Source organism: Agrobacterium tumefaciens str. B6 (genome assembly GCF_001541315.1).
GTDB classification, from domain to species: Bacteria; Pseudomonadota; Alphaproteobacteria; order Rhizobiales; family Rhizobiaceae; genus Agrobacterium; species Agrobacterium radiobacter.
Map to the genome: position 1 here is coordinate 88348 of NZ_LMVK01000008.1, position 13689 is coordinate 102036.

Sequence of the window (13689 nt, forward strand, 5' to 3'; positions counted from 1 at the left end):
CTTCGGAACAGGTTCGCCATCGATTTTTTCAAGCTATCATTTCCCTCTAGCCGTTGAACACTGATCAAGTCCGATTGTCACTGGACCATGATGTTCTGGCTGAAGGGGAGCGTTGGTCTTGGATATTGGTGGGCGCTTAAATGACGGTACGTTGTCTCGGCGGGTGATCGAGCCAATAAAGCTTTTGCTTTCTCGATTACCCGATGCACGGTATCTAGGATTATTCTTTTTTGCCTATCTCCTTGGCTGTGGGTTTGCTCAGCTGCTTGCGGTCGTGCCAAGCACGGGCATCTCAGTATGGCCCCCCGGCGGCCTCTTTATCGCAACACTTCTCTTTGCGGGGAAAGGTACGTGGCCGTGGTGGATTGTATCGGGCGCGGGCGCCGAACTCGCTGCGAACGCTTTGTGGTTTCATAGCCCGTTTGTCGCTGCAGCTGTGATGTATATAGGCAACGCGCTGGCGGCGATGATCGGGGCCTGGATTGTGCATCGCGTCGCCGGGCAGAGCCACCGGTTCGAGACCTTGAAGGAGGTCGTGACCCTCATCGTTTTCGGAGGAGGGCTGGCGCCGATCATCAGCGCGACGGTTGGAAGCGTAGCACTTGCATGGTTCGACATTCAGTCGCAATCTTTTACTACGGCTTGGCCGCTTTGGTGGATTGGAGACGCGACCGGAGTGCTGATTGTTGCTCCGCTTGCGCTGGTGGTTTTTCAGAGCTGGCGAGATGCGAACCGGATCTCGATCCAACGTCTAATTGAAGCTGGTGCGCTGTGCCTCGTTCTTCTCGGTCTCGCCGCATTGACACTGAGCGGCTATCTTCCGTTCGCCTACATCATCATGCCGCCCTTGCTCTGGGCTGCTGTCCGCTTTGAATTCAAAGGCGCTGCCGCGGCACTCGCCATACTCGCGGTGTTCACCGTTCTATTCACCGTATCGAGCAGCGACCAGGTCATCGACGATCAACTTACGGAGAAGCATCGGCAGGTCATGCTCCAGCTCTTCCTGGCGATCTCAGCCTTTTCGGCACTCGTCGTCGCCGCGGTTTCAAGAGAGCATCAGCTCGCTTTACGTGCGTTTGAAGACAGCGTCGAGACGTTTCGGAACCGGGAGCGGGAGTTCTCGCAACTTGTCAACATGGTGCCGAGTTACTTGTGGCGACTAAGCGCGGAAGGTGATCCGGTATTCTTCAGCCAACGGGTCGTCGATTTCTTCGGACTGGACGTCGGTGACTATGACACCTCGGAGAAACAGGGGCTTTCTGCATTTATCGAAGCCTTGGTCCACCCTGAAGACGCGGAAGCTTTCGCCGCGGCTCTTCAGCAGTCTTTTGAAACTGGCAACCCATTCTCCTTAAAATACCGCCTGCGCGGGAAGGATGGCATTTATCGGTGGGTCGCTGGACGGGCAGAAGCGCTTCGCGGCGACGACGGCAAGATTATCCAATGGTACGGGCTATCCCAGGACATCGAAGATCAGGTTCGATCGGATACGGCGCTTCACCAAAGCAAGCAACAGCTGGAGCAAATGCTGGAGGCTGTCCCGTTCAACGTATTGAGCTTCTCGCCTTCTGGTCAAATGACCTATGCGAGCCAACGGTATTTGAATCAGGCTGGGACGCCGTCTCCACACGTCAAAGACTTTGATGCTTTGGCCCTGGAAGTAGTCCATCCAGACGACTTTCCTGTCATGTTTGCCCGGGCCAAACACGGGTTTGTAACTGGTGAGCCGTTCATCAACCGGTTTCGCCGGATATTGACGGATGGAAGCTACCGCTGGATCGAGGCGCGGGCGCAGCCGTTGAGAGGAAAAGATGACACAATCGTTCAATGGTATATTGCGTCGATCGATATTGAGGAGGAGATGAAGGCCCAGGAGGCATTACGCGAGCGAGAACGCTTCCTATGGCAGTTGGTGGAAACATTGCCGGCGATGATCGACTGTGCAGGGCCGGACGGAGAGCCGCTCTATCGCAGCCAGCAGCTTCGAGAGTTCTTGGGCTACAATCTCGATGCGCTGGATGGCAGCGGGAAAACCCGGCTCGATGGAACTCTCGATTCAGGTGTGCATCCCGACGATGTAGCTGGCGTCAAAGAACAATATCATCATTGCCTGATGACGGGCGAGCCATATGCCCGGCGACATCGGTTGCGGCGGCATGACGGAGAATATCGTTGGGTAGAGACCCGAGCAGCTCCGATGCGGAATGATGCGGGAGACATCGTCCAGTGGAATGTGATTTGCCTCGACATCGATGGAGAGGTTTGGGCCCAGGAAAATCTCCGCATGGCGCAAGACAGCTTGGCGCGCGCCAGCCAGGCTGCAAGTCTTGCGGAACTGTCTGCGTCTATCGCGCATGAGGTCAATCAGCCACTGGCTGCAGTGATGAACTATTCGAATGCCTGCCAGCGCTGGATGACGATGGACCCACCGAACATCGAGAGAGCAAAAAAAACGGTTGATCGCATCATTCACAGCGCCAACTCGGCTGCCGATGTGGTCGCCCGTATCCGTGCTCTGTTCAAGCAGGATAGAGATACGCGAGACAGCACCTCCATCGACAAGATTATCTTTGAAATTCGAGATCTTTTGGCCTCCGAAGCGTCGCGGCGCGGGATACGTATTGAGCTCGATCTGGAAGTGGGCCTGATACTTGCGCCCTTCGACCGCGTCCAAATCCAGCAAGTCGTCATGAACCTCGTTCGCAATGCGATGGATGCAATGACATCCGTTCCGAATAGAAGAACAGTGACGGTGAAGGTTCACCGAATGGAAGATGTGGTTCGAGTGTCAGTTAGCGATTGCGGTCGAGGCGTTCAATTTCCAACCAAGATCTTCGAACCTTTCTTCACGACGAAGGACCAGGGAATGGGGATGGGTCTTTCGATCTCTCGTTCGATCGTCGAAGCGCACGGCGGCCAATTGTGGTCTGAAAAAAATGAACCTCAGGGCGCGATCTTCATTTTTACCTTGCGAGCCGCACTGGATCCCATCGGTTAACTGCAAGCGTTCAGTGCGTTCTTATTGTTCGTCCCGAACCTTGCATCGCAAAGAGTTTCAATTGGATAGCAGACCGGTCGATAGCGAATACGGGGCATGCCGCGGTCTATGGAGGAGAATATGAACCAACGCGCGGCAGTGATTGCAGTTGTCGATGATGATCCACAAGTGCTTGAGTCTCTCCAAGAGCTCCTGGAATCAGCCGGGTTTACCCCACGAACCTTCTCGTCTGGCGCTGCGTTTCTGGCTGTTGGTCTTAGCGAGGTCGACGTTCTGATTACCGATATCGGGATGCCGGATATGGACGGTTTCGAATTGCAGGCCTGTGTCGAGGAAAAACATCCTCACATTTCCATATTTCTAATAAGCGGCAGGCACGAGAAGTCGGATCGAAAATCATCCCGCACTGAGAAGATCTTGCGAAAGCCATTCGATGGCCACGCCTTGCTGGAGTCGATCCGAAGAACGCTGGCAACGCATCACTAAATCCTGGCGAGAGAGCCACAGCTCACCGCGCACTGGTATTAACGGTGATCGTCTAAGCTGAAAACATACTCGCTATAGCCCTATGGCTAGGCCGCCCTCGTAGAGCGCCCAATCGACCGCCGGCGGGCAGCAACCTACAATCCGAAGCGCAGTCTCGTCATCCCGATGCTCTGACATCGCAATACGGGTGCTTTTCACGACGAAGCGCTGTGACAATTCCACGTATTCTAGATCAAAAGGAGACAAGCATGAGCGCAGTTAATGCTTTACGCGCCGATCAAGTTAGAACGGAAGAACTCGTTCCGTCGCGTTACGCCGTTCAGATCGGTGAGATCGAAGTGCTGGTCATCAGCGACGGTGTTCTCCCGCTACCTACAAAGATGCTAGGGCACAATGCGCAAGCGTCCGAGCGTGCGGCCTGGCTTGGCGAAATGTTCTTGCCCCAGGACGCGTTCGACTGGTCGTTGAACGTCGTTCTCGTCCGCCACGGCGAGCGGACGATACTCGTCGACGTCGGTCTTGGACTTGACCCGGATCTGAACCTGCCGAGGGCCGGACAGGTGGTCAGGCGGCTCGAAGCGGCCGGTGTCGATCTCGGATCGGTCACCGACATCATCATCACTCATATGCATATGGATCATGTCGGCGGGCTCCTCGTCGAAGGTGTCAAGAAACGGCTGCGTTCCGATCTTCGAATTCACGTTGCGGCCGCCGAACTCAACTTCTGGGAAAACCCGGACTTCACGCATGTGAATATGCCGCAGGGGTTTCCTGACGCACTCCGCGCCGCAGCCAAGAAATTCGCTGCAGAATATCGAGACCTCATCAACACGTTCGAAGATGAGTATGAAGTCGCACCGGGGATCGTCATTCACCGTACAGGCGGACACACGCCAGGGCACAGTGTCGTGCGTCTTTCATCGGGCGGCGACCGGCTGACATTCGCTGGCGATGCGATCTTCGCGGTCGGTTTTGATCATCCCGACTGGTACAATGGCTTCGAGCACGACCCGGAGGAGGCCGCTCGGGTCCGGTTGAAGCTTCTGAGGGAACTGGCCGACACCGGCGAACAGCTGGTTGCGACGCATTTGCCTTTCCCATCGGTAGGGCGGGTGGCGACAGACGGCGAAGCCTTCCGCTGGGTCCCCGTCTTCTGGGATTACTGATCGAATAAGCACTTAAAGTTTGGTGCCGTATGCGATTGGTCGAAGACCTCATCGCTTACGGCACTTCCTATTTGGTCAGGCGCTTAACGAGCATTCGATTTTTGCCCGGCAGACGTGCGATGTCTGTGGCGACCTTACCGATTGCCAGTCGATCGCACCGTTCGATGGCACAGGTTTTCACAAGAAGAATCCAAGCCCTTGCATAAGAGCGCATCGGCATCGGATTCTGTTCATTTTCAATGGAAACAGAACAATGCAGCATCTCAAGAACAAAATTGCCGTCATAACCGGCGGCAACAGCGGGATCGGCAAAGCCACTGCTCAACTCTTTGCCGATGAAGGCGCGCAAGTCATCATCACCGGCCGGCGGGCGGATATAGTCGCCCGGGCAGTCAACGAAATTGGTCGGGGAGCTGTGGGTTTCGTAGGTGATACCGCCGATCTGGAGCATCACCAGAAACTGGCCGAAATGATTGCCGAGAAATTCGGCAAGTTTGATGTTTACATGGCCAATGCCGGCGTCATCAATCTCACGGCCTCCAGCAAGGTGACGCCGGAAGAATATGACCAGCACTTCGCCATCAACACGCGGGGTGTCTTCTTCGGAGTGCAGGCGATGGCGCCGTTGATCAGGGATGGCGGCAATATCATCGTCACAAGCTCGCTCGCCGCAACAAAGGTACTGCCTGATCATACGGTCTATGCCGGATCCAAGGCAGCCGTTTCTGCCTTCGCTCGAAATTGGGCAATCGAGCTGAAACCACGGAAAATCAGGGTCAACATATTGAGCCCAGGACCTGTTGAGACCGCAATTTTGGGCAAGCTCGGCGTTTCTGAAGAGCAGCTCCCGGATTTCGAGCAGCATATGGCGTCGCTTATCCCCGCCGGGCGCATGGGTCGGCCAGAGGAGCTTGCGCGCGCGGCGCTGTTTCTTGCATCTGATGCTGGCAGTTTCGTCAACGGGATCGAACTTCACGTTGACGGCGGCATGACGCTGGTATGAGATCGATCAGACGGTGTCACAGGGCAGCCCTTCGCCATTCGCTCGGTGTCAGACCTGTATGACGTTTGAATGCGACGCTGAAAGCTGTCAGCGTCGCGTAACCCTGCCGCTCTGCAATCTCGGTCACTTGTAAACGAGGATCGCGAAGCATCGCCATCGCGCGCTCCATCCGCCGTTGACGTAGCCATTCATGTGGGCTGACGCCCGTACTTTTCTTGAAAGCCCTGCAGAAATGAAAACGCGAGAGGTTTACTCCGTCTGCGAGCGCTCCAAGCGAGATGTCTCTGTCATCGTCCGAGGAGAGGCGCTCGAGGCTCATCCGCAGGACATAGGGAGAAAGCCCGCCCGAGGTGTTACTGAACGCCTCAGCGATATCTCGGTGGGCTTTGACGACATGAATTGCGATCAACGTCGTAAGCTGCTGACGATATAGATTTTCCAGATATGCCGGTTCAACTGAAGGCTCAATCGACTTTTCGAGAAGCGTTGCCAGTAGGCTGTCGGGTCGCGCCGTACTTTCCACCAGCGAGGTCGTGGGGCCAGGGCATTCCTTGGCGATCTGCTCGAGCAGTTCGGGCGCCATGTAAGCCTGCACGATATCCATTGGGCCATGTATGTCCCAGCGGGAGCTGGATCCGGCTGGGATAAATGTAATTGAGCCCCGGCGCCCCACGGACGAGTGGCGGTCCCGCCCGGATATGCGCTCGAGACGCTGCATCGCTCCGAGATAGGTCATCACCACATGGTCGGACATCGGTTTCACGATGTCATGGAACGGTTGATGTTTCCAGCGGGCAAGCCGGGTTTCGAAAGGATCGTGCACGCTAAAGAATGTTAACGGCGAGGTTCGCAGGACGCGTTCCATTTCGACGTCGGCCTGAACTGGCGGCGCTGGTTGATCGGAAGCGTCCATTGCGTCCTCTTCAAGGACGCACTTTTCAATATCGGACGTGTATTTCTTGGTCGTCGTGTGAGCCACGAGTGCATCCTTCCTTCGGCTCTTTGTTGGAGACGTGGAAGGACGATATGCAACAGGCCGTGCAGAAGGTATCAGTCGTTGGAATACATCATCTAAGCTATTGTTCGTGCCGCCTGCACGAATTCGTATAGCGTCTTGGCCAATAGAGAAGGCGCTCAAACCGAATGGCAGATCGGTTATCTTACATCGCTATGAGACCTGACCTTTTTCATAGGATTAAGGCAATGAGAGTAGAGAAGGCGGCACAGGTCATGAGCCGCCTCCCGGCGCTGCTCAGCTTCTAACGAAAGCAAGCAGGTCTTCGTTGATTACGGCAGCGTGCGTCGTGCACATCCCGTGCGGCAGGCTTGCGTAGGTCTTGAGTGTCGAGTGCTTGAGAAGCTTGGCGGAGAGCGGCGCAGAATTGGCAATCGGAACGATCTGGTCGTCGTCACCATGTAAGACAAGTGTCGGCACGGTGATCGTTTGCAGATCGTCCGTGAAATCAGTTTCTGAAAACGCCTTGATGCCGAGATAGTGTGCATTGGCAGCGCCCATCATAGCCTGCCGCCACCAGTTATGAATGATCGCATCGATCGGTTTAACGCCATCCCGATTGAAACCATAGAATGGGCCGCTCGGCAGATCGAAATAGAACTGGGATCGGTTGGCGGCAAGCTGGGCACGAAGATCATCAAAAGCCTCAATCGGGAGCCCGCCAGGGTTATTCACCGTCTTGACCATGATCGGAGGTACAGCACCGATAAGGGCCAGCTTCGCGACACGACCATGGGGTTGACCATGTCTGGCGACGTAGTGGGTGGCCTCGCCTCCGCCTGTGGAGTGACCTATGTGGATCGCGTTTCGTAGATCCAGATGTTTGGCGACGGCGGCGAAGTCTGCTGCGTAGTGCTCCATGTCGTGGCCGTTGCTGGGTTGGCCTGACCGCCCATGGCCACGGCGGTCATGCGCAATTACGCGATAACCTTTGCCGAGGAAGAACAACATCTGAGCATCCCAGTCGTCCGATGAAAGTGGCCACCCGTGGTGAAAGACGATCGCCTGAGCATCCTTTGGCCCCCAGTCCTTGTAGAAGATCATAACGCCATCGGCAGTGATCACGTAATTCTTGTGTTCGTTCGCACTGTTGGTGCTCGAACCCCTCTTCTCGTTTGTTTTTGCAGAAACGCTCAACGGCGCTGCCGCAAGAATTGGCGCAGAGAGACCGGCAACCAAAAAATCACGGCGGAACGGCTTCGCCGGCGCGGGGAGGCGGTTATTGATAAAGGGGCGAGTCGAGGAAAAGCTCTCAATCATATTTATCTCCGTTGTGAGCCATTAACGGGAATAGTTCTACTCAAATCGATCAGGGCGAGACCTTGTGGGGTTGCTGTAAGTATCGTGTGATTGCCAGTTTCAGAATACGTGCAAAGAGCGAGCGGCAGCTGATGAGGCTATCTCTCGGCACTTCGGCAGCGATCGATAATTAGCCTCACCTTGCTTTACCCGCGTTAGGTACAATTGCTCGTGCGGGAAAGGCCACAACACCGGAAACAGGTTGAGCAAAAAGGATCTTGAAATCCTGTAGCGCCCTTATGGCTCGCCTTTAAAAAAGAAACGCCGCCCTGGATAGCCCAAGGCGGCAAAGAGGTCAGTGTCTATTTTCGTTAGTAGTCCCAGGGCGCAGGCACCCAACGGTACAGCTTCTCAGATGGCGCCACTCGTCCCAGCGACGGAAACGGTAAGTGTGTAGAGACAAGCCAAGAACCCGTTCCGGCCAGTTCTTCCATGAGCCGAAGTCGAACGTTCGTAGCCTCCTCCGGGTCGTGCTCGAAACCATTGTGCCACTCAGGATGATCGAAAGATACGGGAAACAATGCATCCCCGCCAAACATCAGTCTTTCGCCTTTGGAAGAGATGCGAACCACACTGTGACCAGGCGTGTGGCCTCCCGTCTTCGAAACGGTCACGCCTGGTGCAATCTCAACCTCTTGCTCGAATGTCATAAGGTTATCTGCATAGACGGAGAGGAATTCTTTCGAGGCACCACGAGCGAGTTCTGCAAGATCCGGAGGCATCGCTGTGCGCGAAAAATCCGGGGCGTCCCAAAACGCAGCCTCCGCTGCAGAGAGATGAACACGAACGCTACTTGGTAGACGGTCCTTTACGCCCCGTACGAGAAGCCCTCCCACATGATCGAAATGCATGTGGGTCAACACAACGTCTGTTACCGAGCCGAGACCAACGCCCGCGGCTTCGAGCCGCGTCGCGAACTGGCCGGCACGAGGAAAGTTCGGGTACTCTTCTCCTAAACCACTGTCGATTAGTATCGTTTGATGGCCGCTGCGAACAACTACAGCGTTCAACGCCCAATCGAAAGCTTCGTGATCGAGGAAGCGCTCATCAAGCCAGGCATTGCGTGATCCTGGATCAGCATTGGTTGCCATTGACTCAGCAGGGGGTGTCAAAATGCCATCACTTATGATGATCACTTCAATGTCGCCGATGTTGATGACATAGCGAGACGGTACCAGTTCGTCCCGCGAGGATTTAATATTTCCGGTCAATTCCAAATTCATTGTTTGCTCCGTTAAAGAGTGATGGGCTCGGCGGCAAGGTGATAGTCAATGTTGCCAGCCGCTATCTTTCTAACCTTCGCGGGACAGCGTTTGAGCTCTACGTGAGTATCAGCACATACGACGAAAGCTGTATCCAGTTCGAACATAGGCGACATAAGGGACGCTTTGGGGAGGCGGCGAAAACTGGTCGAACTGTAGCGCATTGACCCGCGCTCAATGTGGAGGACGGGGTACAGCCGAACAGGATCTTCGTCAGCGGACAAAGATGTCAGCCGATCGGGAGAACTAACGGAACCTGCAGCTGGCTAAGGTCGCGAACAAATATGGCGAACTTGCTATTTCTGGCGGGGCTCAATCGTAGCCCCGACGATGTCACGTTCACATAATGCCTAAACGTCGGCGGACTCGAACGGACCTGTACTGTTGGACTTAGCAAGAGCGAAACCTGATCGGCAAGCGGCGATAAGTATGCCTCGAGAGTTCGGCCCACTCCTGCGGCCAAAAATCTTGCGGCCTAATAGTTCAGCCGGCGCCAGCCTTAGGCTTTGGCTGCAGTCCTGGCATTGGATATCGATGCAGGAGTAAGATGACGCGGAAATACAGCTAACGCGCGCCTGGCGCTACATTGGCGAGGTTCGCGTCAGCCGAAATGTTATTAGATTAGGCCTTCTGCCTTCATCGCCACGCTGGTGTTCAAGCGCGATTTCAACCTTTCGCGATAGTCGACGAGATGCGGTTCCAAGCCCAGCGAATAGCGCTCTGCCCACAATAACATCACGAAAAAGTAGAAGTCCGCAACGGTGGGCTTCTCGCCGAAAAGAAACACTCCCTTGAAGCTTTTCGACAAAAACACAAATCGGGGGATCAGGGCAGCTTTGGCACGAGCGATCTCGTCTGCGCTTCGATGAGACCAGAGAGACTCAAACCCCTGATGCAGCTCCGAAGAGATGAACGCCAGCACTTCGAGCAGGCGTGTGCGACCGAGATTGCCCTCGACGCCGAGCTCGGGGTAGATCGACGCTATCCAGTCCAGTATCGCTACGTTTTCGCTGATAATATCGCCGTTGTCCAAGACGAGTGCTGGCACATATCCTTTCGGGTTGATCTTCGTGAAATCGTCACCGGAGGAAGTGATTTTTGTCTGCAAGTCGACACGTTCGATCTCGAAATCGGCACCTGCTTCTCTGAGAGCGATATGATCCGAAAGGCTGCATGCGCCTGGATAGTAGTAAAGTCTCAAGGGACCCTCCTGTTTGTGATGTGCAAAAGCGACCACTGAAACTGTCGGTCGATTTCACGCAGGAGATAAGGGGTTCGCCGGGTCCGGAAAATTAGACTAGGGGATAGCCTGGTCTAGTGGGTTCCCGCTCTGAGTACACCAATCGGAGATAGACTATAGCGCGGTGGAGTAGGCTTTCCCCTGATTGAGAGCTCGAAGCGCTGTTAATTGCGGGTCGTAGGTTCGATACCTATCAAGGCGAAGACGCGGAAGGGCATTTTGCTTGGATCCATGCCCCACTCGCAGTGGCAGCATTGCGTATTAGTGCGGCCGCTCGGACTTAATCGGCGTCTTCGGAGGGCAGTCCGAACGTGGGTCGTTGTCAACCTAACCTGACGGATCTCTTCCCGGAAAAGAAGATGGCGCCTGTTGCCGGCGATCCGCAGCGCGGCAGGTATCTCAGCTGGCTCGCCTGGTATGCCGGTGTGGTCGAACCTGTGCTGATCATGCAGGCCGCCGGGATTTCGCATCCTTTTGTGGATTTCACCTTCCGCAGCCCGGCGGAGCTTGCGGCACGCCTCGAAACCGCGCTCAAGGATAACCCTTACCTGATGGGAGAGCGATACACAGCTGTCGATCTGCTGCTGCATTCACCCTTTGCCTGGTACCCTGCAGCGACGCCGGAGAGCGACGTGGTCAAGGCCTGGATTGAGCGCTGCGGCGAGCGACCATCGCTGCAATGGACCGCCGACTATGATGCCCGCACCGTGGTTGCGGCCTGATTATTGGCACTGGCCGCTCCGATTGTGCTGCCACTTTCGTGTGAGATTGCGTAGCGGCTACGGAAACATCGCGAGCACCACGGCTGATGCTGCCGGGTTCGACCGCTACGCCCCGAAGACTTTTCAGGTGAGGTAACGCGGTCGAGACAAGTGAATGCTTCTTGGCTAGACAGAGTGACCTCACTTGGCCAAGCAGGCGTTACCGCTTAATTTTGTCCCGTATAGTGTCGACTGATTGCTTGATTGCTCGCAAGGCTTCGGCATCCATTCCAACGGCTTCTTCGATACAGCGCATAATATCGGCGGCGTGGGATCTGAGCGCGCCGCCTTTCTCCGTCAGGTGGATGAGCACCTCCCGTTCATCACTGCGGTTCCGGGTCCTAGTGATCAACTCGGCCGCCTCCAGCCGCTTGAGGAGCGGCGTGGGGGGACTGGAATCCAAAAACAGTGTCTTGCCCAGTTCCTTTACGGACTGGCCGTCGCGATGCCAGAGCGTCACCATGACCAGATACTGCGGATAGGTCAGGGCGATTTTGTCGAGCAGCGGCCTGTAGAGCTGTGTGAATGCGTGGCCTGCCGAATAGAGAGAAAAGCACAGCATGCCGCTCACGTCGGTTAGACTGGTTTCTGTGTCAGATGGGACGTTTGTCATAACGGGCTCCTTTCCCTTTAAATAGTTTGTGCGCGATTTAATTGCAAGCGCTTGACAGGGTACAACGCTGCGAGCATATAGATCGCACACAAATTGATTGTGCGCGTTTTATTAAATGACAGGAGTACAGCATGTCCAGTTTCACCACCACCGACGGTACCCGCCTCTTCTACAAGGACTGGGGTGCAGGGCAGCCGATCCTCTTTGCCCATGGCTGGCCGCTGTCGTCCGACGCCTGGGACCAGCAGATGCTGTTCTTCAGCCAGAACGGCTTCCGCGTCATCGCCCACGATCGCCGCAGCCATGGCCGCTCGGATCAGACTTTCGACGGCAACAATATGGACCAGTATGCCGACGATCTTGCTGAACTGATCAATGCACTCGACCTGTCGGACCTGATCCTGGTTGGTCATTCAACCGGTGGCGGCGAGGTCTCGCATTATATCGGCCGTCATGGCACGGCTCGTGTTGCCAAGGTGGTTCTGGTGGGTGCGGTGCCGCCGCTGATGCTGAAGACCGTTGACAACCCGAACGGTACGCCGATGGAGGTATTCGACAGCATCCGCGAAAACACCGCGAAGAACCGTTCGCAGTTTTTCTTCGATCTGACAGTGCCCTTCTACGGCTTTAACCGGGAAGGTGTCGCGAGCAATGACGGCATGCGGGAAAATTTCCGCCGTATCGGACTTCAAGGCGGCATCAAGGGCCAGTACGATTGCATCCGCGAGTTCTCTGAGGTCGATTACACCCGGGATCTGAAGAGCATCGACCGCCCGACGCTGATTATCCATGGCGATGACGACCAGATCGTTCCGATCGATGCCTCTGCCCATCGGGCTGCGGACCTCGTGGCCGATGCCACGCTGAAGATCTATTCGGGCGGCTCCCACGGGCTGGCAGAGACTGAGGCTGATCGTTTCAACGCCGACGTGCTCGCCTTTATCCGCAGCTGAACATCCGTTGCTTCATTTGTCGCAGTCTGCGCATTTTTCTCCACCATGTGAACCGAAAGAAGGAACTACCATGTCCAAGTTTGTTGCCAGTCTTGCCGTTGCCGGCGCACTGCTGTCGAGTAATGCCGTTGCCCAGCCTGCAAAGCCCACCGTCGTTCTCGTTCACGGAGCCTTTGCCGACTCCTCGAGTTGGAACGGCGTGACCCGGATCCTGCAGAAGGATGGCTACCGTGTCGTTGCCGCCGCTAATCCATTGCGCAGCGTCTCATCCGACGCCGCCTATATCTCCGACGTCGTTGCGAGCATCGGCGGACCTGTCGTTCTCGTCGGCCATTCCTATGGCGGCCAGGTGATCACCACCGCCGCTAATGGCAGGGAGAATGTTAAGTCGTTGGTGTATGTGGCGGCGTTTGCGCCGGATGAGGGAGAGGCGGCTGCTGATCTTGCCGGAAAGTTCCCGGGCGGGACGCTCGGCCAGGCACTCGCTGCACCTGTCAAGCTGGCGGACGGCGGGACCGACCTCTCCATCGATCAGGAGAAGTTCCACGATCAGTTTGCTCACGACGTCGGTGTGGATGACGCTGCGCTGATGGCGGCCGGGCAGCGTCCCATCACCGAGGCGGCACTGACGGAAAAGTCAGGCAAGCCGGCCTGGAAGGCGCTGCCTTCCTACTTCGTCTATGGTGACGGCGACAAGAACATACCGGCTCAGGCACTCGCGTTCATGGCTGAACGGGCAGGCTCAAAGCACACAGTCGTCGTAAAAGGTGCCTCGCACGTGGTGATGGTCTCGAAGCCAGCGGTGGTCGCAGCGCTCATTGAAGAAGCGGCGCACTAAGCTCCGTTCTCGCGCAGAAGACCGGCTCCTACGGCCCGGTCTTCTGAAGTAACGA

12 protein-coding genes are annotated in these 13689 nt (G+C 55.9%); 7 read left to right on the forward strand and 5 right to left on the reverse strand.

The window, feature by feature from the left end; translation table 11 throughout:
• Positions 1 to 118: 118 nt before the first annotated feature.
• The 4 genes from ASB65_RS08160 to ASB65_RS08175 all read left to right on the forward strand — a co-directional run bounded on the left by ASB65_RS08160 (position 119) and on the right by ASB65_RS08175 (position 5653).
• Positions 119 to 2998 carry an MASE1 domain-containing protein gene (locus tag ASB65_RS08160; RefSeq protein ID WP_376905383.1) on the forward strand — a complete coding sequence of 960 codons (2880 nt, stop codon included), beginning with the start codon at positions 119 to 121 and terminating at the stop codon, positions 2996 to 2998.
• 120 nt (positions 2999 to 3118) lie between these two features.
• Complete coding sequence (locus tag ASB65_RS08165) at positions 3119 to 3484, forward strand: response regulator transcription factor (RefSeq protein WP_060723607.1); 366 nt, start codon at positions 3119 to 3121, stop codon at positions 3482 to 3484.
• A 248-nt stretch (positions 3485 to 3732) separates the two neighbouring features.
• The gene (locus tag ASB65_RS08170) at positions 3733 to 4650 is read left to right on the forward strand and encodes an MBL fold metallo-hydrolase (protein ID WP_060723608.1); all 918 of its coding nucleotides are present in this window, start codon (positions 3733 to 3735) and stop codon (positions 4648 to 4650) included.
• Positions 4651 to 4903: 253 nt separating this feature from the next.
• Positions 4904 to 5653 (forward strand): SDR family NAD(P)-dependent oxidoreductase, encoded by a 750-nt coding sequence (locus tag ASB65_RS08175; RefSeq protein ID WP_060723609.1) that lies wholly within the window; start codon positions 4904 to 4906, stop codon positions 5651 to 5653.
• A gap of 16 nt (positions 5654 to 5669) precedes the next feature.
• Here the strand turns inward: ASB65_RS08175 and ASB65_RS08180 are convergent, their stop codons facing one another.
• The 4 genes from ASB65_RS08180 to ASB65_RS08195 all read right to left on the reverse strand — a co-directional run bounded on the left by ASB65_RS08180 (position 5670) and on the right by ASB65_RS08195 (position 10430).
• On the reverse strand, positions 5670 to 6632 hold the full coding sequence (locus ASB65_RS08180) for a helix-turn-helix transcriptional regulator (protein WP_060723610.1): 963 nt from the start codon (positions 6630 to 6632) through the stop codon (positions 5670 to 5672).
• 273 nt (positions 6633 to 6905) lie between these two features.
• Complete coding sequence (locus tag ASB65_RS08185; RefSeq protein WP_060723648.1) at positions 6906 to 7712, reverse strand: alpha/beta fold hydrolase; 807 nt, start codon at positions 7710 to 7712, stop codon at positions 6906 to 6908.
• Between the two features lie 566 nt (positions 7713 to 8278).
• The gene (locus tag ASB65_RS08190) at positions 8279 to 9190 is read right to left on the reverse strand and encodes an MBL fold metallo-hydrolase (RefSeq protein WP_060723611.1); all 912 of its coding nucleotides are present in this window, start codon (positions 9188 to 9190) and stop codon (positions 8279 to 8281) included.
• Positions 9191 to 9845: 655 nt separating this feature from the next.
• The gene (locus ASB65_RS08195; RefSeq protein WP_060723649.1) at positions 9846 to 10430 is read right to left on the reverse strand and encodes a glutathione S-transferase N-terminal domain-containing protein; all 585 of its coding nucleotides are present in this window, start codon (positions 10428 to 10430) and stop codon (positions 9846 to 9848) included.
• 398 nt (positions 10431 to 10828) lie between these two features.
• Here ASB65_RS08195 and ASB65_RS08200 point away from each other — a divergent pair, with 398 nt between their 5' ends.
• Positions 10829 to 11191, forward strand: a complete 363-nt coding sequence (locus tag ASB65_RS08200) for a glutathione binding-like protein (RefSeq protein ID WP_236734531.1) — start codon at positions 10829 to 10831, stop codon at positions 11189 to 11191.
• Positions 11192 to 11390: 199 nt separating this feature from the next.
• Here ASB65_RS08200 and ASB65_RS08205 read toward each other — a convergent pair whose 3' ends face one another.
• Positions 11391 to 11843, reverse strand: a complete 453-nt coding sequence (locus ASB65_RS08205) for a MarR family winged helix-turn-helix transcriptional regulator (RefSeq protein ID WP_060723612.1) — start codon at positions 11841 to 11843, stop codon at positions 11391 to 11393.
• A 131-nt stretch (positions 11844 to 11974) separates the two neighbouring features.
• On the opposite strand from ASB65_RS08205, the gene ASB65_RS08210 reads away from it, so the two are divergent.
• A complete protein-coding gene (locus ASB65_RS08210) occupies positions 11975 to 12796 on the forward strand; it encodes an alpha/beta fold hydrolase (RefSeq protein ID WP_060723613.1) in 822 nt (273 codons plus the stop codon).
• A gap of 70 nt (positions 12797 to 12866) precedes the next feature.
• On the forward strand, positions 12867 to 13634 hold the full coding sequence (locus ASB65_RS08215) for an alpha/beta fold hydrolase (RefSeq protein ID WP_060723614.1): 768 nt from the start codon (positions 12867 to 12869) through the stop codon (positions 13632 to 13634).
• Positions 13635 to 13689: the final 55 nt, after the last annotated feature.

Coding starts and splice junctions, on each gene's coding strand:
- ASB65_RS08165 (WP_060723607.1), top strand. CDS start 3,119: ATGAACCAACGCGCGGCAGTGATTGCAGTTGTCGATGATGATCCACAA.
- ASB65_RS08170 (WP_060723608.1), top strand. CDS start 3,733: ATGAGCGCAGTTAATGCTTTACGCGCCGATCAAGTTAGAACGGAAGAA.
- ASB65_RS08175 (WP_060723609.1), top strand. CDS start 4,904: ATGCAGCATCTCAAGAACAAAATTGCCGTCATAACCGGCGGCAACAGC.
- ASB65_RS08185 (WP_060723648.1), bottom strand. CDS start 7,712: ATGATCTTCTACAAGGACTGGGGGCCAAAGGATGCTCAGGCGATCGTC.
- ASB65_RS08190 (WP_060723611.1), bottom strand. CDS start 9,190: ATGAATTTGGAATTGACCGGAAATATTAAATCCTCGCGGGACGAACTG.
- ASB65_RS08200 (WP_236734531.1), top strand. CDS start 10,829: ATGGCGCCTGTTGCCGGCGATCCGCAGCGCGGCAGGTATCTCAGCTGG.
- ASB65_RS08205 (WP_060723612.1), bottom strand. CDS start 11,843: ATGACAAACGTCCCATCTGACACAGAAACCAGTCTAACCGACGTGAGC.
- ASB65_RS08210 (WP_060723613.1), top strand. CDS start 11,975: ATGTCCAGTTTCACCACCACCGACGGTACCCGCCTCTTCTACAAGGAC.
- ASB65_RS08215 (WP_060723614.1), top strand. CDS start 12,867: ATGTCCAAGTTTGTTGCCAGTCTTGCCGTTGCCGGCGCACTGCTGTCG.